The organism is Streptomyces sp. ISL-96 (assembly GCF_018614035.1).
GTDB lineage: Bacteria > Actinomycetota > Actinomycetes > Streptomycetales > Streptomycetaceae > Streptomyces.
In genome coordinates this window covers 16,431-40,528 of the sequence record NZ_JAGGPA010000066.1, presented here as the reverse complement: position 1 = coordinate 40,528, position 24,098 = coordinate 16,431, and the positions used below count along the sequence as shown (strand labels likewise).

General features: G+C 70.7%; 19 protein-coding genes and 1 pseudogene. 15 read left to right on the top strand and 5 right to left on the bottom strand.

The features are described 5' to 3' along the window. Positions 1–343 precede the first annotated feature (343 nt). The 11 genes from J7E96_RS31810 (at position 344) to J7E96_RS38320 (ending at position 14,608) form a co-directional block, all read left to right on the top strand. Positions 344–1,912, top strand: a complete 1,569-nt coding sequence (locus tag J7E96_RS31810) for a TIGR02677 family protein (RefSeq protein WP_215136494.1) — start codon at positions 344–346, stop codon at positions 1,910–1,912. Beyond that, the gene (locus J7E96_RS31805; protein WP_215136492.1) at positions 1,909–3,135 is read left to right on the top strand and encodes a TIGR02678 family protein; all 1,227 of its coding nucleotides are present in this window, start codon (positions 1,909–1,911) and stop codon (positions 3,133–3,135) included. The genes J7E96_RS31810 and J7E96_RS31805 overlap by 4 nt, the downstream gene beginning before the upstream one ends. Beyond that, positions 3,132–7,328 carry a TIGR02680 family protein gene (locus J7E96_RS31800; RefSeq protein WP_215136490.1) on the top strand — a complete coding sequence of 1,399 codons (4,197 nt, stop codon included), beginning with the start codon at positions 3,132–3,134 and terminating at the stop codon, positions 7,326–7,328. The genes J7E96_RS31805 and J7E96_RS31800 overlap by 4 nt, the downstream gene beginning before the upstream one ends. Further along, positions 7,319–8,593 carry a TIGR02679 family protein gene (locus tag J7E96_RS31795; RefSeq protein ID WP_308296232.1) on the top strand — a complete coding sequence of 425 codons (1,275 nt, stop codon included), beginning with the start codon at positions 7,319–7,321 and terminating at the stop codon, positions 8,591–8,593. The genes J7E96_RS31800 and J7E96_RS31795 overlap by 10 nt, the downstream gene beginning before the upstream one ends. A gap of 514 nt (positions 8,594–9,107) precedes the next feature. Then, a complete protein-coding gene (locus J7E96_RS31790; protein ID WP_215136488.1) occupies positions 9,108–9,341 on the top strand; it encodes a hypothetical protein in 234 nt (77 codons plus the stop codon). 39 nt (positions 9,342–9,380) lie between these two features. Then, positions 9,381–11,138: a fumarate reductase (quinol) flavoprotein subunit gene (gene frdA / locus J7E96_RS31785; RefSeq protein ID WP_215136486.1), complete on the top strand. Its 1,758-nt coding sequence runs from the start codon at positions 9,381–9,383 to the stop codon at positions 11,136–11,138. After that, positions 11,135–11,893, top strand: coding sequence for a succinate dehydrogenase iron-sulfur subunit (sdhB, locus tag J7E96_RS31780; RefSeq protein WP_374196740.1), 759 nt, complete (start codon positions 11,135–11,137; stop codon positions 11,891–11,893). The genes frdA and sdhB overlap by 4 nt, the downstream gene beginning before the upstream one ends. Then, entirely contained in the window at positions 11,890–12,297 is a 408-nt protein-coding gene (locus tag J7E96_RS31775) for a hypothetical protein (RefSeq protein ID WP_215136485.1), read from the top strand. Before sdhB ends, J7E96_RS31775 begins: the two co-directional genes overlap by 4 nt. A 12-nt stretch (positions 12,298–12,309) precedes the next feature. Continuing rightward, positions 12,310–12,660, top strand: coding sequence for a fumarate reductase subunit FrdD (frdD, locus tag J7E96_RS31770; protein ID WP_215136483.1), 351 nt, complete (start codon positions 12,310–12,312; stop codon positions 12,658–12,660). 33 nt (positions 12,661–12,693) lie between these two features. Further along, on the top strand, positions 12,694–13,083 hold the full coding sequence (locus tag J7E96_RS31765) for a hypothetical protein (RefSeq protein ID WP_215136481.1): 390 nt from the start codon (positions 12,694–12,696) through the stop codon (positions 13,081–13,083). Positions 13,084–13,432: 349 nt separating this feature from the next. Beyond that, positions 13,433–14,608, top strand: a complete 1,176-nt coding sequence (locus J7E96_RS38320; RefSeq protein WP_215136479.1) for an amidase domain-containing protein — start codon at positions 13,433–13,435, stop codon at positions 14,606–14,608. 30 nt (positions 14,609–14,638) lie between these two features. Here J7E96_RS38320 and J7E96_RS31755 read toward each other — a convergent pair whose 3' ends face one another. After that, positions 14,639–15,310 (bottom strand): hypothetical protein, encoded by a 672-nt coding sequence (locus J7E96_RS31755; protein WP_215136477.1) that lies wholly within the window; start codon positions 15,308–15,310, stop codon positions 14,639–14,641. Beyond that, positions 15,303–15,833, bottom strand: coding sequence for a SigE family RNA polymerase sigma factor (locus J7E96_RS31750; RefSeq protein WP_215136475.1), 531 nt, complete (start codon positions 15,831–15,833; stop codon positions 15,303–15,305). Before J7E96_RS31750 ends, J7E96_RS31755 begins: the two co-directional genes overlap by 8 nt. Positions 15,834–15,997: 164 nt before the next feature. Between J7E96_RS31750 and J7E96_RS31745 the strand changes: the two genes are divergently transcribed. After that, entirely contained in the window at positions 15,998–16,477 is a 480-nt protein-coding gene (locus J7E96_RS31745) for a VOC family protein (RefSeq protein WP_215136473.1), read from the top strand. Here J7E96_RS31745 and J7E96_RS31740 read toward each other — a convergent pair. The 3 genes and pseudogenes from J7E96_RS31740 to J7E96_RS31730 form a co-directional block, all read right to left on the bottom strand. Beyond that, positions 16,462–17,868: an aspartate aminotransferase family protein gene (locus J7E96_RS31740; RefSeq protein ID WP_215136471.1), complete on the bottom strand. Its 1,407-nt coding sequence runs from the start codon at positions 17,866–17,868 to the stop codon at positions 16,462–16,464. The genes J7E96_RS31745 and J7E96_RS31740 overlap by 16 nt on opposite strands. A gap of 136 nt (positions 17,869–18,004) precedes the next feature. Continuing rightward, a complete protein-coding gene (locus tag J7E96_RS38315) occupies positions 18,005–18,787 on the bottom strand; it encodes a FadR/GntR family transcriptional regulator (protein WP_215136469.1) in 783 nt (260 codons plus the stop codon). Between the two features lie 237 nt (positions 18,788–19,024). Further along, positions 19,025–19,426, bottom strand: a pseudogene (locus J7E96_RS31730) (M24 family metallopeptidase); the annotation flags it as partial. 174 nt (positions 19,427–19,600) lie between these two features. Between J7E96_RS31730 and J7E96_RS31725 the strand changes: the two are divergent. The 3 genes from J7E96_RS31725 to J7E96_RS31715 are packed head-to-tail and all read left to right on the top strand — an operon-like array spanning position 19,601 to position 24,085. After that, on the top strand, positions 19,601–20,617 hold the full coding sequence (locus J7E96_RS31725; RefSeq protein ID WP_215136467.1) for a LacI family DNA-binding transcriptional regulator: 1,017 nt from the start codon (positions 19,601–19,603) through the stop codon (positions 20,615–20,617). Further along, positions 20,614–22,137: a sugar ABC transporter ATP-binding protein gene (locus J7E96_RS31720; RefSeq protein ID WP_215136465.1), complete on the top strand. Its 1,524-nt coding sequence runs from the start codon at positions 20,614–20,616 to the stop codon at positions 22,135–22,137. The genes J7E96_RS31725 and J7E96_RS31720 overlap by 4 nt, the downstream gene beginning before the upstream one ends. Next, positions 22,127–24,085: a substrate-binding domain-containing protein gene (locus J7E96_RS31715; protein ID WP_215136463.1), complete on the top strand. Its 1,959-nt coding sequence runs from the start codon at positions 22,127–22,129 to the stop codon at positions 24,083–24,085. The genes J7E96_RS31720 and J7E96_RS31715 overlap by 11 nt, the downstream gene beginning before the upstream one ends. Positions 24,086–24,098: the final 13 nt, after the last annotated feature.

Below are 24,098 nucleotides of genomic sequence, written 5' to 3'. Positions count from 1 at the left end.
TGAAACCCCTGAACAGTTACCGACCAACAGTGGTCCGAAACGGGCAGAAAAAGCAGGTGAGCGTGACCAACACTCATGCCCTTCAAGCGGCCGCAGAAGGCATGTTTCCGCAGGTCAGTCAACTAAAGGGCTGGTGCCCGAGTGGAGAGTTCAAGTCCCCCTCGGACACTCCCTGTATATGCGTATTGAGAGGCTTGTGACTAAGTCACAAGCCTCCTTTTCGCGTTGCGGGTCCAGAAGCAGCCCGAAGATCTTACGAAGTGGGCGCTGGTGTCGTCACGCTCTGTGCGAGTTCGGTCCTCCTGCTGAAACCACACCGTGTGATCGGGGAGAATGCGGAGTGATGATGTCACCGCACGAGAGCCCCGCGCGGGGAAAGCACGCCCCTTTTGCCCACCTGAACGCTCCGAACTCAGCGCTCTACCGGCAGGTGATGGGCGTCTTCCTCGCCGCCAAGGAACGGTTCGCCGTACATCTGCGGCCCGAGGACGTGCATTCCGCGCTCGGGACGGAGGGCCGGGCCGCCGACCTCGAAGCGGTGGCGAACGCGCTGGACAGCCTGGTCGTGTGGGGCAATCTGCGGGCCGACCCGGACACCGCGCGGGTCACCGCCGTCGAGGACTTCTACCGCAAGCGGTTCATCTACCAGCTCACCCAGGCCGGCGAGGCCGCTGAGGAAGCCCTCGCCGTGTACGACGAGGCGCTGGGTCGGCGGGGCGCGCTGCAAGCCGTCGCCCTGCACGACATCGTCACGCAGCTCCGGGCGCTGCTCGTCATCACGGGTGAAGACGAACTTGACCCGGCCAAGACCCACCTCACACTGGTCGCGCTGACCACTCGGTTCGCGGACCTTGCCGAGAACGCGCGCGCCTTCATGGGATCGCTCCAGCGCACCATCGATCTGCATGACGTCGAGGTCGAGGTGTTCCTCGCGTACAAGGACCGGCTCATCCAGTACCTGGAGCGGTTCATCCAGGACCTGATCACCCTGGGCGGCCGGATCGCCCGGCTGATCACGGAGCTCGAGGAGCGGGTCGAGCCGCTGCTGCGGGTGGCCGCCGCCCGTGAGGCCGCCGACGCCTCGCCCGGTGAGGCGGAGCGCGCCGAGACGCTCGCGTACGAGCGGTGGGCCGGGCGCTGGGCGGGACTTGCCGGCTGGTTTCTGTCCACCGACGGGCGCGAGTCCCAGGCCCGGTTGCTGCGCGGCCGGGCGCTCGGTGCGATCCCGCAACTTCTGTCAGTCGTACGGTCGTTGAATGAGCGGCGGGCCGGGCGTTCGGACCGGTCCGCGGACTGGCGCACCCTCGCCCGCTGGTTCGCCGAAGCGCCCGACGACGCGGCACGGCACCGGCTGTGGCGCGTGGCGTTCGGCCTGTATCCGGCCCGCCACCTCACCGTCGACGCCGACACACTGGGGGAGCGCGCCGCCCGGCCCGTACCGGCATCCACCCCCTGGGGCGAGGCCGAGCCGCTGCGTATCAGCCCGCAGTTGCGCCGCAGTGGCAGCTACGAGCGGCGCGGCAAGGCGCGCAAGGTCGAGGACCGCTCCGAGGCGCGGCGGCTCCTCGCCGACATCGCCGCCAAGCAGGCCGCCGAGACCGCGGCGGCCCGCGCCCGCCTGGTGACCACCGGCGAAACCCGGCTGTCCCGGCTCGGGGAGTTCGACCCGCTCGCCTTCGGGCTGTTCCTGCACCTGCTCGGCGACGCCCTCGCCACCTGGCGACCCGGCATGACGAGCACGGTGGCCACCAGTAACGACGGGTCTATGGAGATCCGGCTCACCGCCCTGGACGACGGCACGGCCGCCGAGATCCGCACCCCGGGCGGGGTGTTCCGCGGCCCCGACCACACGATCGAGATCGTCGACCTCACGCAGTGGCAGGGGCACGCCGGAGGTGGCGAACCGCGATGACCACCCCGCTCACCACCGTCCTGGACGGGCAGCACTCCGCCGACCTCCAGCGGGCCGCCCGTGCCCTCCTGAAGGAGCCGCTGCTGCTCGCCCGGGGCCCGTACGCCGACGAATTCCGGCTGGTCCGCCGGCACGCCTCCGAACTGCGCGAATGGTTCGACCGCAACACCGGCTGGACACTCCAGGCCGACGCCGGGGCGGCACGGCTGCGCAAGATCCCCGGGGCCCCGGCCGACCCCACCCACCCCGCGAGGGAGGCCACCCGCAGCGCCGCGCCCTTCACCCGGCGCCGCTATGTGCTGCTCTGCCTGGCGCTCGCCGCCCTGGAACGCGGCGAGTCGCAGATCGCGCTCGGGCGCCTCGCCGAACAGGTGGTGCTGGACGCCGCCGATCCGCAACTCGCCGCCGCCTCCATCGCCTTCACCCTGGAGAAGCGTGACGAGCGCCTCGACCTGGCGGCGGTCGTACGGCTGCTGCTGAGGCTCGGCGTGCTGCGGCGGGTCGCGGGCGACGAGGAGGCGTACGTCAGCGGGGCCGGCGATGTGCTGTACGACGTCGAGCGCCGTGTGCTCGCCGGTCTGCCGGCCACCCGCATCGGCCCCTCGCTGGTCCTCGCGGAAGACTTCGAGGAGCGGATCACCGAGCTGACCGCCGAGACCGCGCTGGACAGCGACGAGCTGCGCTTCCGCGCGATCCGCCACCGGCTGACCCGGATGCTCCTGGACGACCCCGTGCTCTACTACGACGAGCTCAGCGACGCCGAACTGGCTTATCTGACCCGCCAGCGCGGGTTCCTCACCGCACGCGTCACCGAACTGACGGGGCTGGTCGCGGAAGTACGGGCCGAGGGCATCGCCATGGTCGACCCGTACGACGACCTCACCGACGTACGCATGCCGGAACAGGGCACCCACGGGCACATCACCCTGCTGCTCGCCGAACACCTGGCGGCCGCCGGTGGCCCGGTCGCCACCGCCGACCTCCAGCTGCGGATACGCGAACTCGCCGCCGAACACGGCGGGTTCTGGTCCAAGACCGCCAGACAGCCAGGAGCCGAGCCTGAACTCGTCGAGCAGGCGCTGGCCAAGCTCACGGCGCTGGGGCTGGCCGTCCGTACGCCCCAGGGCATCGCACCGCGCCCCGCCCTGGCCCGGTACGCGGTCGGCGAGGTCGTCGTACGCGAAACAGGACAACCGCCCACCCGAAAGGCGCAGAAGCGTTGACCGTCCTCCCCGCCCCCGGGCGAAGCCGCTGGCAGCCGCTGCGCATCGGACTCGTCGATCTCTTCTACTACGACGTGGAGGAGTTCTGGTTCCGTGACGGCCGGCTGCTGCTGCGCGGCAACAACGGCACCGGCAAGTCCAAGGTGCTCGCCCTCACCCTCCCCTTCCTCCTCGACGGCGACCTGTCCGCGCGACGGGTGGAGCCCGACGGCGACCCGCACAAGCGAATGGACTGGAACCTGCTGCTCGGCGGCGAACACCCGCACCCCGAGCGGCTCGGTTACACCTGGATCGAGTTCGGGCGCCTGGACGAGAGCGGGCAGCCGCTCTTCCGCACCCTGGCCTGCGGGCTGAAGGCGGTCAGCGGGCGGGGCATCGCCCGTCACTGGTACGCCGTCACCGATCAGCGCGTCGGTACGGAACTGAATCTCCTCGACGCCACTGGAACGGCCCTGTCCCGGGACCGGCTCGTGGAGGCGGTCGGCGGGCGGGGCATGGTCTACGACCAGGCCAGGACGTACCGAAGGGCGGTCGACGAGGCGCTGTTCGGGCTCGGCGAGCAGCGGTACGGGGCCCTGGTGGACCTCCTCATCCAGCTCCGCCAGCCCCAGCTGTCCAAGCGGCCCAACGAGAGCGCCCTGTCGAAGGCGCTGACCGAGGCGCTGCCGCCGATGGACCAGGCCGTCATCGCGGACGTGGCGGAGGCGTTCCGCTCGCTGGACGAGGAGAAAGCGGAGCTGGTGGCCGCCGCCGAGGCTGAACGCGCCGCCTCCGCCTTCCTCGGTCACTACCGGCGCTACGCGCGCGTAGCCGCCCGTCGCCGGGCCCGGCTGCCGCGCACCGAGCACGCCCGCTACGAACAGCTCCACCGCGACCTCGCCCAGGCCGAGGCCGAGAGGCAGGGCGCTGAGAAGGAGCGGGCCGCGGCGGCCGAGCAGCTCGCCGTACTGGAGGAGACGGGGGCGCGGCTGACCGCCCAGGACGCGGCGCTGCGCACCGGCCCCGAGATGCGCAGCGCCCGCGAACTGGAGCACGCGGCAGCCGACGCCGCGCGCACCGGGCAGGAACACGCCCGTGCCGAGGCCGACCGGGAGCAGGCCGCGCTGCTGCACACCCGCGCGCTTGGCCGGCTCGGCGCAGCCGAGAACCGGCTCGGCGCCGGCCAGTCACGGGTGATCGCGGCGCTCACCGAGGCCGACGAGGCCGCCGGCACCGCGTGCCTGGACGATGCGCTGTTGCGACCCGCTGACACGCATGCTGTGCCCGAGGCCGAACTGCGGCGCACCGCCGAGGAGGCGGTTGCCCGCCGCAGGCGGACCCTGGACCACGTCGAGGAACTGGTGGGCGAGGAGGAGAATGCCGTCGCTCAGCGACAGGCGGCGGCCCGTCGCGTCGACGAGGCGCAGACCGAGGTCGGCCACACCGGCCTGCGCCAGTCCCGGGCCGAGGAGAGCGCCGAGGCCGCGGGGCGCGAGCTGGTCGGTCTCGTACGGGAACACCTCGTCGGCTGTGCGGAGTTGACGCTGCCCGATCCGGAAGGTCTCCTCGACCGGCTTCAGGACTGGACCGCGCACCTGAACGGCCCGTATCCGGCGCGCCTCGACGCGGCCGAGGCACACCGGTCTCTGGCAGGCTCCCTGGCCGACCGGGCCGCCGCGCTGACCCAGCGGCAGACGGCAGTGGGGGAGCGGCGCGCGGAGGCCGCCCGGACGCTCGCCGGACTTGAGGCGGGCGGCCAGCGCGGGCCGGTGGCCCCGTACACCCGCACGCAGGGGTTGCGCGACGGTCTGCCCGGGGCCCCGTTGTGGCGCCTGGTCGACTTCGCGGAACACCTCGACGACACGCGACGTGCCGGTCTCGAAGCGGCGTTGGAGGCGTCGGGGCTCCTTGACGCCTGGGTGCGGCCGGACGGTGCGGTCCTGGACGCGGAGGGACATGACGTACTCCTCATGCCCGGTGAGCCGCGCGCCGGGAATTCGCTGGCGGACGTGTTGCGTCCTGCTGTCGATCACGGGGACGCACGGGCGTCGGCGGTCGGCGAGGCGACCATGGGGCGGCTGCTGGCGTCGATCGGCCTGGCGTACGCGGATGCCGGGAACGAGGGCGACTCCTGGGCGGACGCCGGCCGCGAGGGCGACACCTGGGTGGCTGCCGACGGTCGCTTCCGTATCGGCGCGCTCGCCGGCAGCTGGGCCAAGGCGCGGGCCGAATATGTGGGGGAGGGCGCGCGCGAGGAGGCACGCCGGGCCGCCATCGACGCCATCCGTTCCGAACTGGACGAGCTGGACGCGGAATGGGCGACAGCCGCGGCAGAGGCGGCGGAGGTCGCAGCTCGCCGCCGCGCCCTGGACGGCGACCTGGCAGCCGTGCCCGACGACGCCGCCGTGCGCCACGCGTACGCGCTGGCCGCCGCCGCGCAGGACGCCTCCCACCGTGCCCGCACCCGCCGCGACGAGTGCGCCGACGAGCTGGCCGAGGCCGCACAACGCGCCGAGGAGGCCGCGGCCGAGGCCGCCGCCACGGCTGCCGATGTGGGCCTGCCCGCCGACCGTGCCTCACTCGCCGCCGTACGCAAGGGGCTCGCCGACTACACGGTGGTCCTCGCCTCCCTGTGGCCGGCGCTGCGGGAGCGCACCGAGGCCACGCGTGCGGTGACCGAGGAGCGCGACGAAGCCGAGCGCGCCGGGGCCCGGGCCGAGGAGCTGGCAGCTCGTGCCGAGGAAGCCGCCCGCGCAGCGGCCGCCGCCGACGCCCGCCACACCACCCTGCGCTCCACGGTCGGCGCCGCCGTCGCAGAACTGGAGCGGCGCCTCGCCGACACCGCGCGGGCACTGTGGGAGTGCGAGCAGGGGCAGCGGGTCACGCGTGAGACGCAGACCCGGGCCGACCGGCGCGCGTACAAGGCCGCGGGGCGTATCGAGCAGCTGGAGAAGGACGTCACCGAAGCCGCCGCCACCCGCGCGGAGGCGATCGGCGCGCTCCAGCGCTTCGCGGCCACCGGTCTCCTCGCGGTCGCCCTGCCCGAGGTGGCCGTGCCGTCCCTGGACGGCGGGCCCTGGGCGGCGACCCCGGCCGTCGCCCTGGCCCGTACGATCGAGGCCGAACTGTCCGGCGCCGACGATTCCGACGGTGCCTGGGAGCGCGTACAGCGTCACTTGAACGAGGAGTACAAGAAGCTCCAGGACGCGCTGTCGCGCCACGGGCACACCGCCTCTGCGCGGATGGTCGAGGACGGCATGGTCGTCGACATCGTCTATCAGGGCCGCGAGCGGGCCGTACCCGAACTGGCCGAGGCCCTCGCCGCCGAGGTCGGCGAACTCCAGCGCATCCTGTCCGCACATGAACGCGAAATCCTGGAGACGCACCTCCTCACCGAGGTCGCCGGAACCCTGCAGGAGCTGATCGGTGCGGCCGAACGGCAAGTGGGCGCCATGAACGCCGAACTGGAGTCGCGGCCCACCTCCACCGGCATGAAACTACGGCTGGTGTGGCGGTCCTCCCGCAAGGCGCCGACAGGCCTCGCCCAGGCGCGCGAGCGGCTGCGGCAGTCGGCGGACGCCTGGTCGCCCGAGGACCGGTCAGCGGTCGGAGAGTTCTTGCAGGAGCAGATCGCCCAGCAGCAGACCGACGACAGCTCCGGCAGCTGGCTGGAGCACCTGACGTCGGCGCTCGACTACCGCTCCTGGCACGAGTTCGGCATCGAGCGGCAGCAGCATGGACGCTGGGTACCGGCCACCGGGCCGGCCTCGGGCGGTGAGCGGGTCCTCGCGGTGTCCGTGCCGCTCTTCGCGGCCGCCTCCTCGCACTACGCCACGGCGGGCAGCCCGTACGCTCCGCGCCTGGTCACTCTCGACGAGGCGTTCGCGGGCGTCGACGACGACTCGCGCGCCAAATGCCTCGGCCTGCTGCACGCCTTCGACCTGGACGTGGTGATGACCAGCGAACGTGAGTGGGCGTGCTACCCGCAGGTGCCGGGCATCGCGATCGCCCAGCTCTCACGGATCGACGAGCTGGCGGCAGTGCTGGTGACCAGGTGGGAGTGGGACGGCGCCGGGCGGACGCGGGGCGAGGAACCGGACCGCGCGGGGCCGGCACCGGCGGCCGATGCCTACCCTCGCGCCGATGTCGATGTCGATGCCGACGCCGATGCCGACGCCGACGTTGATGCCGGACAGGAGTCGCTGTGGGCATAACCCCGGGAGACCTGCCCGGTACGGGGCACCTGGACCGCGTACGTCTCGACCGCCTCCTCGGGACGCCTGAAGCCTCCTGGCTGGTGGACCGTGTGCGGCGGCGGCTCGAACGCGAGGAACCGCTGACGGGCTCGGTGACGCTGGCCATGCCCAGCAGCGCGCAGCGGGCGGCGGTGGAACGTCTCCTCGGCCGGGCCCCGCGCGGTGGGCAGTCGCAGTCGCTGACCGTGCGGTTGGAGTCAGTGGACGAGGTGCTGCGTCGCTCGGGCATCAGCCCCGACGGTCTCGCTGCCGCCGTGGCCGCGCTCGTCGGCCCTGTCGTCCCGGCGCGCCAGGTACGTGACCGGGAGGTACGTGCCTGGGAGGAGGCATACCGACCGCTCGCCACTCTTGCCGTCAGCCACCCCGAACTGTCCTCCTGGGCGGGGCGGTTGCGTGCGGACGGCATGGTACGGCGTCTCTGCGGCACCCCCGCAGCGGCCCGCGCCCTCCTCCACGACGCGGTCACAGTCCTGGAGGCCCTGCCCGCGGAGCCGGCCGTGTCCCTGCCGGCCTTCGCCGCCCGGCTACTCGGCAGCGCGCACGCCCTCGACGACGGCGTACCCCTGGCCACCGTCGTGCTGTCCGGTGTGCGCGCGCTCACCGGGCATCCGGACGGCGCCGGAGCGGGATGGCGGCGCGCGGTCTGGGCCTCGGCCGGACTCCTCAGAGACGATGTCTCGTCGACCGCCCTGGTCCTGAACCTGCGCGGCTCACCCGCCTTGGACTGGCTGGCCGACACCGGCGAGCCGGCCGTCCTGACCCTTCGCCAGCTCACCCGAGGGCAATTGGCGAAGGCGCCCGCGGTCCTCCACATCTGTGAGAACCCGGCCGTACTGTCCGCCGCGGCGGACGCCTACGGCCCCGGCTGCCCTCCGTTGCTCTGCCTCCAGGGGCAGCCGTCGGCCGCCGCGCTGGCCCTCCTGCGCCAGCTGCACGCACACGGCGCGGCCTTCCGCTACCACGGCGACTTCGACTGGGGCGGCCTGCGCATCGCAGCGACCCTCCGGCGCCATGTGCCCTGGGACCCCTGGCGCTTCACAGCCGCCGACTACCGAGCGGCGGTCGCCCGCATCCCACACGCCCACCGCCTCACCGGTGCTCCGGCCACGGCCCCCTGGGACCCGGCGCTGGCCTCGGCCCTCACCGAACTCGGGACCCGCGTCGAGGAGGAGGCTGTACTCGCCGACCTCCTGGCGGACCTGGGCCTTTCGAGGGGGCCCTGAGGCGCCGTCTGGTCGGCATCAGCGCCCCCGTCCCTTACGGCTGTGCCCAATGGAGGGCCTCGGGCCTTCCCGGAGCCCGGCGAGTGTTCCCGGACGTTCGCGCCGCTCCGCCCATGAGCCTCCGCGACCTCCGCGATCTTCGCGACCTTCGCGACCTTCGCACCTGAGCCCGGCGGGCGGAGCGTGCGCCGCGGTGGCCGTGGCTACGGCTCGTCACCGCGGCGCGCAGCCGATCCCGCTCCACGGCGCCCCTCGCGCCGTCGGCGCACTCCAGCGTCCACCCGGCCGTCCTCGTTGAGCGGCAGCGCCTGGGTGAATTCCTGCGGGCCTTCATTGAGGGGTCGGCCGGCGCTGAGCCTCACCCCGCCCGCCTGCGGGGGCGGTCTGGCGGCGGTACGCTCACTGTGAGTGTCTTCAAAGGACGGCGGAGACCCCTGGTATCCAAGGGGGGCTCTGTAGCTACGGGCTGTGACGCCGCCGGCGGCGTCCGCCGCAGTCGTCGAGGAGGTGGGCGATGGTCGGCAACACCATTGACTTCACCGAAGAGCGGGCTCCGTGCGGCCGGATCGTCCACGGGCTGCGCTACCAGGAGGACGACGACGCGGGCCTCTTCATCGACGAGGCGACGTACGCGTGCGGCTGTCGTCGGATCCGTCACGAGTTCCATGACGGCAGCGTGCGTGTCAGTGCCGTCCGCCATGACGGCACAGTCCTGCCGGACGAGCACAGCGGCGAGCACGAAGTCTGACGGAGTGCGCGCGTCGGGTGCGTACATCAAGGTGGTGACATGACCGCTTCCTACGACGTCCTGGTGATCGGTGGCGGCGGTGCGGGACTGCGTGCGGCCATCGCCGTCGCGGAAACCGATCCGCGGCTGAGTGTGGCGGTCTTTTCCAAGGTCTACCCGATGCGCAGCCACACGGTCTCGGCCGAGGGCGGGGCGGCCGCTGTCGCCGGCGCCGGCGCCGACGACAGCCTCGACGAGCACGCGTACGACACCGTGTCCGGCGGGGACTGGCTGTGCGACCAGGATGCCGTCGAGGCATTCGTCGAAGAGGCGCCCCGCGAGCTGCTCCGGCTGGAGCACTGGGGCTGTCCGTGGAGCCGCCAGGCGGACGGGCACATCGCGGTACGGGCCTTCGGCGGCATGAAGAAGATGCGCACCTGGTTCGCGGCAGACAAGACCGGCTTCCATCTCCTGCACACCCTGTTCCAGACCGCGCTGTCGTACCGGGACATCGTCCGGTACGACGAGTGGTTCGTCAGCACCCTGCTGGCCGACGACGGGAAAGTGCGCGGAGTGGTGGCGATCGAGCTGGCCACCGGCCGGGTCGAGACCATCACCGCCAACGCCGTGATCATGTCCACCGGTGGGTGCGGTCGTGTGTACCCCTTCACCACGAACGCCAACATCAAGACCGGCGACGGCATGGCCCTGGCCTACCGGGCGGGCGCACCGCTGAAGGACATGGAGTTCGTCCAGTACCACCCCACCGGTCTGCCGTTCACCGGAATCCTCATCACGGAGGCCGCCCGCGCCGAGGGGGGCCGGCTGCTCAACAAGGACGGCTACCGCTATCTCCAGGACTACGACCTCGGCAAACCGGACCCGGGGCCGGTGCTGCGCAGCATGGAGCTGGGTCCGCGCGACCGGCTGTCGCAGGCGTTCGTCCATGAGCTCGACAAGGGCAGGACCGTCCCCACGCCGCACGGGCCGGTCGTCCACCTGGATCTGCGCCATCTCGGCGCGGAACTCATCGATGCCAAGCTGCCCTTCGTACGGGAACTGTGCCTGAAGTACCAGAACATCGACCCGATCCGGGAACTGATCCCGGTGCGGCCCGTCGTCCACTACATGATGGGTGGCATACACACCGACATCGACGGCGTGGCCGGCCTCGACGGCCTGTACGCCGCCGGTGAGGTGGCCTGCGTCAGTATCAACGGCGCAAACCGGCTGGGCTCCAACTCCCTCCCGGAGCTGTTGGTCTTCGGCGCCCGCGCAGGCCGGGCCGCCGCGGAATCCGCCGGAGCCTCGGCGGGATCCGGCCCCAGCCCAGCGATCCTCGCGCAGGCACGCGATGAGCACCGCCGGCTGGACCGCCTGGTCGCGCACCACGCCGAAGGCCGGGAGCGCATCGCGGACATCCGTACCGCGATGCAGGACACGATGGAGCGCGGCGCCGGGATCTACCGGGACAGGCACTCCCTGGCCACGGCGGCCGAGGAACTGCGCGGGCTGCGAGAACGGTTCGGCGGTGCGGCCGTCGACGATCACAGCCGGACGTTCAACACGGACCTGATCGCCCTGCTCGAGCTGTCGTTCATGCTGGATGTGTCCGGAAGCATCGTCCACAGCGCGCTGCTGCGCGAGGAGTCGCGGGGCGCGCACCAGCGCACCGACTTCCCCGCGCGGGACAACCAGCGGTACCTGGCCCATTCGCTCATCCATCGTGAACCCGACGGCACCGAGCGGGTGGATTACCTGCCGGTGACCGTCACCCGCTGGTCCCCGGGCGAACGCGTGTACGGGAGGCAGTCATGATGGACCGGACAACGACGGACCGGATAACGCTCCAGGTCGCCCGCTACCGGCCGGAACAGGAGACCGAACCGACCTGGCAGTCCTACGAGGTGCCGCTGCGCAAGGAGTGGACGGTCCTCGACGGGCTCAACCACATCAAGGACCACCTGGACGGCACGCTCTCCTACCGCTGGTCCTGCCGGATGGGCATCTGCGGCAGCTGCGGAATGACCGTCAACGGCGAGCCGCAGCTGACCTGTTCCGCCTTCCTGACCGACTCGGCCCCTGGGCCCGTACGAGTCGAACCCCTCGCCAACTTCCCCGTGATACGCGATCTCGTCGTCGAGATCGGCGACTTCATGAACAAGCTGACCGAGGTCAGGCCCTGGATCATCCGCGAAGAGGAAAAGCCCCTCAGCGAGGGCGAGTTCCTGCAGACACCGGACGAGATGGACGAGTACAAGAAGTACAGCATGTGCATCAACTGCATGCTCTGCTACTCGGCCTGCCCGGTGTACGCACTCGATCCCGCCTTCGTAGGGCCTGCGGCCATCGCTCTCGCGCAGCGCTACAACCTCGATTCGCGTGACGAGGGAGCCGCCGACCGGAGGGACGTACTGAACTCCGCCGAGGGCGTCTGGGCGTGCACCCTGGTCGGCGAGTGCAGCACAGCCTGCCCCAAAGGGGTCGACCCGGCCGGCGCGATCCAGCGCTACAAGCTCACGGCAGCCACGCGGTCGCTGAAGGACCTCCTGTGGCCGCGGGGGGCGAGATGAGCCAAACGCCGCAGACCCCCCGCCCGGCGCTGTACCGCAAGCCCGTCCCCACCCTCTGGTGGCTGAAGCGCCGCGCCTACTTCGTTTTCGTACTGCGGGAGCTCAGCAGCGTCTTCGTGGCCTGGTTCGTCGTGTTCCTACTGCTCATGGTGGGTGCGATCGCCGACGGCAGCGGCGAGTACGAGCGGTTCCAGGACTGGAGCGACAGCTGGTGGATGATCGTACTGAACGCGATCGCCCTGCTCTTCGTCCTGCTGCACACCCTCACGTGGTTCAACCTCGCGCCGCGGGCCATGGTGGTACGGCTGCGCGGCCGACGTGTCCGGCCGGGCTCGATCCTGGCACTGCACTACGTGCTGTGGGCGCTGCTGTCGGCGGCCACAGCATGGCTGATCCTGAGTTGAGTGGGTAGCGCCATGACCAAGAGATCGCCGGAGCCGCTGCTGTGGCTGCTGTTCAGCGCGGGCGGAATGGCCGCCGCCCTGCTGGTCCCCGTCCTGCTGTTCCTGTTCGGCATCGCCTTCCCCCTGGGCTGGCTCCCGGCCCCCGACCACCCGCACCTGCTCTCGGTGCTGCGGCACCCCGTCACCAAAGCGATCCTTCTCGCACTGTGCGTGCTGTGCCTGTTCCACTGGGCACACAGGTTCCGCTACACCCTGTACGACGGGCTGCAGCTCAAGCGGTTGAGCAAGTTGATCAATGTGCTCTGCTACGGGGGTGCGGTACTGGGATCGGTCGCGGCCGGATGCGTCCTGTTCCGGGTCTGACTGCCGTTGCACCTCCGGTCACTTAACCGCTGGATGAACACTCCGCAGCACCCGGGATTCGGCCCGTCCGACACGCCCCACGGCGGCTACCCGGCCCCGCCTGCTCACCCGCCGTACAAGCCCTCGCGTCGCAAGGCGTGGCTGACGCATGGAGGCGTCGCTGTCGCCGCGCTGATCGTGGGTACGGGCATCGGGTCGAGCGGCCAGGCCGAGACCGAGACGGTGACCGCAAAGCCGAAGAAGACGAAGACCAGTGGCCCGGACAGCGACTTCGGCTGCTACTGGGCCCGGCTGAAGGATGCCAGCGGCGAGTTCGACGCGATCATCGCAAACAACAACCTGGAAGGTCCCGGCCGCGTGACGCTCAACAAGGGGGAGTACTTCCAGACCCAGCGCTGTCAGGAGTGGAGGAAGGTCAGTTGACGCGCCGCTCGGCCCTTCCGTGACAGCGCTCGGGAGCGGTGGGCAGGCTGGCCGAACCCACCTCCGCGGCGGCCGGCCGTAGGGGCTGAGAGCCCCCGGCCCGCTCTGCCGTCGCCAGAGCCTCGACCGGGCCTGAAGACCCCGTTCCCTTACGGGCGCAGGCTCCGGGGCTGGTAGTCCCAACGTCGACCTCCGTGAGCTGAACCGTATATTTTCGGCCCCGTGTGACGAGTGCACCTCAAGACGGCTCCGGTGTCGCTAGCGTCGTGTCCGACCACTTGGCGTACGCCGTCAACTCCCGTGGCGCAGGCGCCGCGTTGCGGGAGGCAGTCGACACAGGGGAGTACCAGTGATCAACCGCACAGCGATGCGGCGGGCGGCCATTGCCGCTGCCGTCACGGGGTTGGCAGCCTCCGTTCTCGCGAGCAGCCCCGCGCAGGCCGCGCAGCCCGAGTCCGCAGACGACAAGGCACTGATCGAAGCCGCCAGGACGTACTTCGCCGGGGAGAACGCGATCACGGTGGAGGGCGGCGCTACGGCCGCGAACGCGACCCGCAAGGCCCAGGACCTCGATGTGGCCGCCACCTTCCGCGCCGTACGGGACGACCGCATGGAGGCCCGCGAGCAGCTGCACGGCATCAACGAACTGGCCGGCGTGCGCTATTCGGCCGTCGACACGGAGCTCACTCCGGTCGGCCGGGCCCGTACACAGGGGGACACCGCGCGCCTCAGCGTGCGCGAGCACACGCAGTACACCTTCGCGGGCAGCAAGGACGAGCCGTACAGCTACACGGTGCGGCACAACCTGTCGTTCGCCCGGGCGGACGGTGGCGGCTGGGTCCTTTCGAAGATCGCGACGCTGGACGGGCCGGCGAATCTCTCCACGCCGGAGAAGCTCGACCCGGCGGAGCTGAGCGCGGCCCGGAAGGCGGCCAAGGAGCTTCGCACCGGGGCTGCCAAGGGGGAGAAGATCACCGACCCGGCGAAGAAGGCGTCCTCGGGGACGGGCGTCCGGGTGGCCGCGGCGTACGACTACAGCGCGATGGTGGACTTCGCCACGAAGTACGCCAAGCCGGTGCCGGAGGACAACGTCCCCTACGAGCGGGACACGAACGACTGCACAAACTTCATCTCGCACGCGCTGAAGGCCGGCGGCTGGGAGCGGGTCCTCGGCTGGTACCGGAGCGACTCGGCCTGGTGGTACAGGGGCAACCCGTGGCCGCTGCCGAAGCACAGCTGGACCTGGGGCGGCGCGCCCAACTGGCAGCGCTTCGCGCGCGACGAATCGAAGCGGGTGTACGAGCTGTCCGGGCCCTCCAGCCTCGCCATCGCCGACGTGGTGCAGTTCGAGATCTTCGGCTACAGCCCTCCGGGGCAGCCGGGTCACACCATGATGGTCACGGACTTCACGTCCGACTGGATGCCGAAGATGAGTTACCACTCCACGGACACGCTCAACAGGCCGCTCAGCGAGATCATCGCGGAGCACAGCACCGGTGAGAAGTTCTGGTACTTCCGCACCTGAGCACGGTACGGCGCGCAGCGGTGGCCAGGGCTACGGCTCGGTCACCGCGGCGCGCAGCCGCTCCCGCTCCACGGCGCCCTTCGCGCCGCCGGCGCAGTTCAGCACCACGCGGCCATCGTCGTCGAGCGGCAGAGCCTGCTCCGGGGCGAAGTGGAAGAGGTCGTTTCCCTTCTTCCTGTCGGGGCGTTCCGCCGGGTCGAGGAGCAGTACGTAGCGGCCGGGCGGCGGGAGTTGGACCTCTGCCACCGGGTACCAGACGGTGACCGGCCCGGAGGACGGCACGCCGGTGCCGCCGCCCGCCAGCGCGCCCTCGACGTCGAAGCGGAAGGCGGAGCTTCTGGTGACGCCGTCGTCCACGTCGATACGACCAGCGCGCAGCGTGCCGTACACCGGCTGGTAGCCCTGCTCCTGACGGTCCCTGATCTTCTGCGCGGCGGTCCGCAGGCAGTCGGCGGAGGCGGCCGGGACGGGCTCGTCGTCCCCGAAGAGGCCCCCGGCCAGCGAGGGTACGGCCACCGCGGCAGCGACGACGGCGGCCGCGGCTGTCGCGACGGCGAGGCGGCGGTGCAGCAGCCCGCGCCGGGCGCGGGCGGTGAACGCCGCGCCCGGTGTGGTGACTTGACCCGGCGACGGCTCCGCGGCGGCCGTCAGCAGCCGCCGCACCTGCTGCTCCTCCTCGCTCGGAAGCTGCTGGTCAGTCATCGGCGGAACCCCTCTCCCGGTCAAGTACGGATGCGCTGAGGAACCCCTGGTCGCGCAGGGTGGACAGGGCGCGGGCGGCACGGCTCTTGACCGTGCCGGGCGAGCAGCCCAGCACGTCGGCGATCTCCCGCTCGGTGAGCTGGTGGTAGAAGCGCAGTACGAGGACCGCCCGCTGCGCCGGAGGGACCGTCCGTAACAGCTCACGCACCGCGACGGCGGTCGTCACCTGGTCCTCGTGGCCCGGACGGAGCGTCTCCGGCACATGCTCGGCCGGTATCTCCGCACTCCACTGCCTGCGGCGGTCCTTGACGAGCAGCCGGACCATCGTGGTGCGCGTGTACGCCTCGGCCGCCTCCAGCCGCCCGATCCGGTTCCAGGCGCGGTACGTGCGCAGCAATGCCTCCTGGGCCAGGTCCTCGGCCCGCGTCCGGCCACCGCCGGTCAGCAACGTGGCCGTACGCACAAGGGAGCCGTAGCGCGCGGCCATGAAGGCCGAGAACGCCTCATCCCTGCCGTTCCGCATCCCTACGCCCCTCACTCGCCGACACCGACACCAACACGGGTCACCCTCACTCATCAGAGGCGCTGGGGGTGCGATGAGGTTCCATGGGGTGGGCGGGGGCCGATGAGTTTGTGGCGCGCAACCGGTCTCTATGGGTACACACCGTTCATGCGCTGGAGGAACCGATGGTCAGCAAGGGATTCGCCACTTGTCTGTGGTTCGACGGGCAGGCCGAGGAGGCTGCGAACCACTACGTCTCGATCTTCAAGGACTCCAAGCTCGGACGGGTCGGGCGCTATTCCGATGCCGGGCCCGGGCCTGTCGGCGAAGTGCTGTTCGTCCAGTTCGAGGCCAACGGGCAGAGGTTCATGGCGCTCAACGGCGGGCCGGAGTTCACCTTCAACGAGTCCATCTCGTTCCAGATCTTCTGCAGCGACCAGGACGAGCTGGATTACTACTGGAGCAGCCTCTCCGAGGGCGGCTCGGAGGTCGCCTGCGGGTGGCTGAAGGACAAGTACGGGGTGTCCTGGCAGGTTGTTCCTGACGGGCTCATTGAGATGATCAGTGACCCGGATCCGGAGAAGGCGAAGCGGACCACCGAGGCGATGCGCTCGATGGTCAAGTTCGACATCGCCGCACTTCAGAGGGCCTATGCAGGGGAGTAGTCCGTGAGTGAGTGGTTCTCGTCGAGCAGTGAGGCGAGGATTTCGCGGACTGTTTCCTCGGTGATGTCCGGGTGGAGGAAGGCCAGGCGGGCCACCGTTTCGCCCTCCCAGACGGTCGGGGTGATGAACGCCGTTCCCGCTTTCAGGAGTTTCTTCGACCAGGTGTAGTAGTCCGCGGGCTGCCAGCCTGGGCGGCGGATCAGGACCACCGTCAGTTCGGGCTCGCGGAGTAGTTCCAGGCCTTCCGTCTCGTCCACCAGGCGGGCCGTGCGGTGGGCCATCGCCGCGCCCCTGGCCACCGCGTCGCGGTACGCGTCTGTGCCGTGTACCGCGAGGGAGAACCACAGGGGCAGGCCGCGCGGGCGGCGCGTGAGGTGGTAGGCGTAGTCGCTCGGGTTCCACGGCTCGGTGGCGTCGTCGGGATCGTCGGCTCCGTGGATGGCGTCCAGGTACGAGGCGTCCTGCGTGTGCACGGCGCGGGCCTGCTTCGGGTCGCGGTAGAGCAGGGCGCCGCAGTCGAAGGGCGCGAACATCCACTTGTGCGGGTCGACCACCAGCGAGTCCGCGTGCTCGATGCCGTGCAGACGCCCCCGCAGCTCGGGGACGAAGAGCGCTCCGCCGCCGTACGCCGCGTCGATGTGCAGCCACAGACCTCGGGCGCGGGTTTGCTCGGCCACGCCCGCCAGGTCGTCGATGATGCCGGCGTTCGTGGTGCCCGCTGTAGCGACAGCGGCCACTACCGGGGCGCCGCCGTCCTGCTCCGCGCCGTCCAGGGCTTTGCGGAGGGCCTCGCCGGTCAGGCGGTGGTCCGTGGTCGGGACCACCAGCGCCTCTACGCCGAGGATGTGCAGCGTATTGCCGACCGAGGAATGGACCTGGTCGCTGACCGCGATCCGTACCGGCGCGCGCTCGTCCAGGCCCAGCCGGCGGCGCCCGGTGTCGCGCGCGACGACGAGGGCCGACAGGTTGCCGGCCGAGCCGCCGCTGACGAAGCAGCCGCCGGCGGAGGGCGGCATGCCCGCCAGGTCCGCGAACAGAGCCAGCACCTGGTTCTCGGCGGCGACCGCGCCCGAGGCCTCCAGCCAGGAGACGCCATGCAGGGAGGACGCGGACAGCACCATGTCGAACAGGGCCGCCGCCTTGGTCGGGGCGCCGGGAATGAAGGCCAGGAACGCCGGGTGGTCGCAGGAGACGACGGTGGGTTCGAGTGCGCCGGTGTACGTCCGGAGTACGTCGGCGGGGGGCTGCGGGGCCGGGCCGATCGCATCCTTCAGGGCCAGCGTCAGCTCCTGGTGGTCGCCCAGGCGACCGAGCGGCGGCGGGTCCAGGCGGAGCCGGTGCAGGAGGTGGTCCATGACCTGTTGGGTGAGGTCCTCGTCGTAAGAGTGCACGGGGCGGTCTCTCCAGTCGGTCGGGCCTGTCGGTCGCGCGCGGCGCCGGATTTCCTATTGGGTTCCTATTGGATCCATTCCGGATGCTAGGTGGCTCCGGGGCGCGCGTCAATCGTCGAGGGGGCCGGCCGGGCTCTCAGTCTTGTGCGGCGAACTGCTCCAGCAGCGTCAAAAACTGGCGGTGCGAGGCGCGCAGGTGCTCCCGCATCCGGGCCTCGGCGGCGTCCCCGTCGCCCGACAGCACCGCCAGCGCGATCGCCTCGTGCTCCTCACGGAAAGCGAAGCCGAAATCGCGGTCCGCCGGGTAGACCCGGCTCCAGTCCGAGCCCAGCCACAGGGCGTTGCCGCCTACGAACATCTCCGTGCGCGCCCGCGTCACCGCCTCCGTCAGCACCTCATTGCCGCCCGCGGCCGCGATGCCCAGGTGGAAGGCGGTGTCGACGCGGTGGTACTCGCCCAGGTCCGCGACCTTGGTGTCGAGCAGCGATACGAGCTTGCGCCGGTCCGCCCCCGCCCCGCGTTCGGCCGCCAGTCGCGCCGCGAACGGCTCGATCGCCTGCCGGTACTCCATGTAGTCCCGCAGCGATGCCCGGATGCCCGCGCTGATCGCAGCCCGGGCGCCGTCCCGCCCGCCCGGCCGGGCGGGCGTCACCCGGGTGCCGCCGGAGCGCCCCAGGCTCGTGGTGACCAGGCCTTCTTCGGCCAGCTCGCGCAGTGCCTGCCGCACGGTGTTGCGGCCCACGCCGAAAGTGGCGGCCAGCTCGCGCTCGGTCGGCAGCCGGTCGCCCGGCTCGAACCCGCCGAGTGCGATGCGCTGGCGCAGGGCCTCCGCCACCACCGCGTGCGACGGCGCGTGCCGGGTGCCGTTCGCCGGCGCCTGCGGTGTCGTCTGCTCGTCGCTGCTCTTGCTGCCGCTCATGTGCGTGCTCTCCCCGGTCGCCTGGGCCACGCGCCTCCCGTCGTGCCCCTCACGTAGCCATGTTATTGGACTTAGGCCGGATCCTATTGGCACCCGTACAGGCGGCGCTTTAGCGGCGCCCACTGGTTTTGGGTCCCCTCCGAGCCCAATGTCGGACCCCTCTGGGTCGGCCGTGAAGGAGTACGCGCATGAGCACAGCCACAGAGGCCGAAGCGGCCCCAGGGCCGTACGCCGGTGCTATCGCGGCTCCGGTAGCTCCCGCATCCACACCTCGACCTCCGCAGACGCGCGTGGCAGCCCGGCCGAGAGGTTCTCGTTGCCGTCGGCGGTGACGAGGATGTCGTCCTCGATACGGACCCCGATGCCCCGGTACTCCGCCGGCACCGTCAGATCGTCGGGCTGGAAGTACAGGCCCGGCTCGACGGTCAGCACCATGCCGGGTTCGAGCGTTCCGTCGACGTACGCCTCGGTGCGCGCCGTGGCGCAGTCGTGTACGTCGAGCCCCAGCATGTGGCCCGTGCCCGCCATGGTGAAGCGCCGCTGCAGAGCCAGCTCGTACACGCGCTCGGTGGGGCCCTCAAGCAGGCCCCACTCGACGAGCTTGTCCGCCAGGTATCGCTGCGCCGCCTCGTGGAAGTCACATGAGCGCCACTTCGTCACGATCCGGTCTCGCTGTGCCGCGGAGGTCTTGCTTCCGTGGCGTGTAATCGTTTCCAATCATCCGTGTAATCGATTCCACGAGGGTGAGAGAGCTCCAGTCGCCGCGCCCCCCGGAATCGAGGCTCACCGAAACCACAAGGAGGTGGTCCGGCAGTGGCGAGCATCAAAGATGTCGCGGCCGAGGCGGGCGTGTCCGTTGCCACGGTCTCGCGCGTCCTCAACAGTCATCCGTCCGTCAGCCCCGACGCGCGCACCCGCGTCCTCGCCGCCGTCGAAGCGCTCGGCTACCGGCCCAACGCCGTGGCCCGCTCCCTGCGCACCGACCAGACCCGCACCCTCGGGCTGGTCATCAGCGACGTACTCAACCCGTACTTCACCGCCCTGGCCCGCTCCGTCGAGGAAGCGGCCCGCGCGCTCGGCTACAGCGTCATCATCGGAAACGCCGACGAGCGGCCCGAGTTGCAGGACCACCACGTCCGTACGCTCCTCGACCGCCGCATCGACGGGCTCCTGGTGTCTCCCGCCGACGGCGGCTCCCCCCAGATGCTCGACGCGGCCCGCGGCGGCACCCCCATGGTCTTCGTGGACCGCTGGATTCCGGGTGTGGACGTACCCGTCGTGCGCGCCGACGGAGTTCCCGCCGTACGTGACCTGGTCGCCCACCTCCACCGCCTCGGCCACCGCAAGCTCGCCATCATCGCGGGCCCGGCGGCCACCACCACCGGCAGCGAGCGCGTCGAAGCCTTCCGCGAGGCGCTCAGGGAGCACGGACTTCCGCTGCCCGATGCCTACATCGGCCAGGGAGACTTCCAGGCGGACAGCGGGCGGCGCGCCACCGAGCGTTTCCTCGCGCTGCCCGAGCCTCCCGAAGTCGTCTTCGCCGCCGACAACCTGATGGCCCTCGGCGCCCTCGACGCGATCCGCGCGCGCGGCATGCGCGTTCCGCAGGACATCGGGCTCGCCGCCTTCGACGACATCCCGTGGTTCGTCCACACCGATCCGCCGATCACCGCCATCGCTCAGCCGACCGGCGAGCTGGGCCGGGCCGCCGTACGGGCGCTCGTCGACCTCATCGAGGGCCGGCCCCCGCAGTCCGTCACCCTTCCCGCCCATCTCGTCGTACGCCGGTCCTGCGGCGAGGGTGAGCAAAGCCAGAGGAGCAACCTGTGAGCAGCCAGGACGAGTTGCTGCGCATCGAAGGCATACGCAAAACCTTCCCCGGCGTCGTCGCGCTCGACTCCGTCGACTTCGACCTGCGGCGCGGCGAAGTGCATGTGCTGCTCGGTGAGAACGGCGCCGGCAAAAGCACGCTGATCAAGATGCTCTCCGGCGCCTACCGGCCCGACAGCGGCCGGATTCTCGTCGACGGGAACGAGGTGCGCGTCCAGGGGGCACAGGACGCCGAGCGGCTCGGCATCGCCACCATCTACCAGGAGTTCAACCTGGTGCCCGAGCTGACCGTCGCCGAGAACATCTTCCTCGGCCGCCAGCCCCGCCGCTTCAAGATGATCGACCGCAAACGGATGGAGGCCGACGCGCAGGAGCTGCTGAAGCGGGTCGGCGTGCGGGTGTCGCCGAAGGCCAAGGTGCGCGAACTGGGCATCGCCCAGCTCCAGATGGTGGAGATCGCCAAGGCGCTCAGCCTCGACGCGCGCGTACTGATCATGGACGAGCCGACCGCCGTCCTGACCAGCGGAGAAGTGGACAAGCTCTTCCGTATCGTGCGGCAGCTGCGCGAGGACGGGGTGGGGATCGTCTTCATCACCCACCACCTCCAGGAGATCGCGGCCCTCGGAGACCGCGTCACCGTTCTGCGCGACGGCCGCAGCATCGGCCAGGTGCCCGCCTCCACGCCCGAGGACGAACTCGTACGCCTGATGGTCGGGCGCAGCATCGAGCAGCAGTATCCGCGCGAGCGCCCGGAGGAAGCGGGAGACGCGTTGCTCTCCGTCCGTGGGCTTACGCGCAACGGCGTCTTCCACGACGTCAGCTTCGACGTCCACGCCGGTGAGGTCGTCGGCCTCGCCGGGCTCGTCGGTGCCGGACGCACCGAAGTCGTACGCGCGGTCTTCGGCGCCGACACCTACGACGCCGGAAGCGTAGAGGTGCGCGGCGAGCGGCTTGGCAAGGGCGACGTGAACGCCGCCATGGGCGCCGGGATCGGGCTCGTACCCGAGGACCGAAAAGGGCAGGGGCTGGTGCTCGACGCCTCCGTGCAGGAGAACCTCGGCCTGGTCACGCTGCGTTCGGCCACCCGCGCCGGCTTCGTGGACCGCAAGGCTCAGCGCGCGGACGCCGCCCGGATCGCCGAGCAGTTGGGCGTACGGATGGCAGGCCTCGGCCAGCACGTCCGTACCCTCTCCGGCGGCAACCAGCAGAAGGTCGTCATCGGGAAGTGGCTGCTCGCCGACACCAGGGTGCTGATCCTCGACGAGCCGACGCGCGGCATCGACGTCGGCGCCAAGATCGAGATCTATCAGCTGATCAATGAGCTGACCGCTGCCGGACACGCCGTCCTGATGATCTCCAGCGACCTCCCCGAGGTGCTCGGCATGAGCGACCGCGTGCTGGTCATGGCCCAGGGCCGGATCGCCGGCGAACTCCCCGCGCACGAAGCGACCCAGGACGCGGTAATGGCGCTGGCCGTGAACGTAACCAAGAACGAAGTGGAGGGCTCCCGTGGCCACTGACACACTCAAGAGCAACACGGGCGCGAGCGCCGGCGCCGCGAGCGCCGTCCGGCGCATCCTGCTCGACAACGGCGCGCTGAGCGCCCTGGTGGTCCTGGTAGTGGCGATGTCGCTGCTCTCCGGCGACTTCCTGACCACGCAGAACCTGCTCAATGTGGGTGTGCAGGCCGCCGTGACGGCGATCCTCGCGTTCGGCGTCACGTTCGTCATCGTCTCGGCCGGCATCGACCTGTCGGTCGGATCGGTGGCCGCGCTCTCGGCGACCGTCCTCGCCTGGATGGCCACGTCCGAAGGCGTCCCGGTGTGGATCGCGGTGATTCTCGCCGTCGGTACGGGCATCGCCTGCGGCCTCGTCAACGGAGCACTCGTCTCGTACGGGAAACTCCCGCCGTTCATCGCCACGCTGGCCATGCTCTCGATCGGCCGCGGTCTGTCCCTGGTCATCTCGCAGGGCAGCCCGATCGCGTTCCCCGACTCCGTGTCGGTGCTGGGCGACACGCTCGGCGGCTGGCTGCCGGTGCCGGTTCTCGTGATGATCGCGATGGGGCTCGTGACCGCCCTCATCCTCGGGCGTACGTACATCGGGCGCTCGATGTACGCGATCGGCGGCAACGAGGAAGCGGCCCGGCTCTCGGGCCTGCGCGTCAAGCGGCAGAAGCTCGTCATCTACGCCCTGTCCGGTCTCTTCGCCGCCGTCGCGGGCATCGTCCTCGCTTCCCGTCTGGTCTCCGCGCAGCCGCAGGCCGCGCAGGGTTACGAGCTGGACGCGATCGCGGCGGTCGTCATCGGCGGCGCCAGCCTGGCGGGCGGTGTCGGCAAGGCGTCCGGCACGCTGATCGGCGCGCTCATACTCGCCGTACTGCGCAACGGCCTGAACCTGCTCTCCGTTTCCGCCTTCTGGCAGCAGGTCGTCATCGGCGTCGTGATCGCGCTCGCGGTTCTGCTGGACACGCTGCGGCGGCGGGCCGGTGGGGGATCGGCGGCCCCCACGGCTTCGTCGGGTGCGTCCGGGAACGGCCGTAAGGGCGCGGCGAAACTCGCGATCGGCGCGGTGTGCGTGGCGGCCGTCGTGGGAGGCGTGTCCTTCTTCAACTCCGGCTCGCCGGGAACGACCACCAAGATCAGCATGTCGCTGTCCACCCTCAACAACCCCTTCTTCGTACAGATGAAGGAGGGCGCTCAGGCGGAGGCCAGGGACGCCGGTATCGACCTCACGGTGACGGACGCGCAGAACGACGCCTCCCAGCAGGCCAACCAGCTCCAGAACTTCACCGGCGAGGGCGTGAAGTCGATCATCGTCAATCCGGTGGACTCGGACGCGGTCGGGCCCGCCGTACGGGCCGCCAACAAGGCCGGCATCCCGGTGGTCGCCGCCGACCGAGGCGTCAACAAGGCCGACACCGCCACGCTCGTCGCTTCCGACAACGTCGCGGGCGGCAAGCTCGCCGCGAAGGCGCTGGCCGAGAAGCTCGGCGGCAAGGGCGAGATCGTCGTGCTGCAAGGCACCGCGGGCACCTCCGCCAGCCGCGAACGCGGCAAGGGCTTCGCCGAGGGGCTCAAGGCGTACCCGGGGATCAAGGTCGTCGCGACCCAGCCCGCGGACTTCGACCGCACCAAGGGCCTGGACGTCATGACCAACCTGCTCCAGTCCCACCCCGGGATCAGTGGCGTCTTCGCCGAGAACGACGAGATGGCGCTCGGCGCGGTCAAGGCGCTCGGCAGCAAGGCGGGCAAGTCGGTGGACGTCGTCGGCTTCGACGGAACGCCGGACGGGCTGAAGGCGGTTGAGGGTGGCACGCTGTACGCGTCCGTGGCTCAGCAGCCGAAGGAGCTCGGGAAGATCGCCGTTCAGAACGCGGTCAAGGCGGCGCAGGGCAAGAAGGTCGACAGCATGGTGAAGGTGCCGGTCAAGGTCGTGACGAAGAAGAACGTCGCTGACTTCTCGTGACGGCGCATGACGA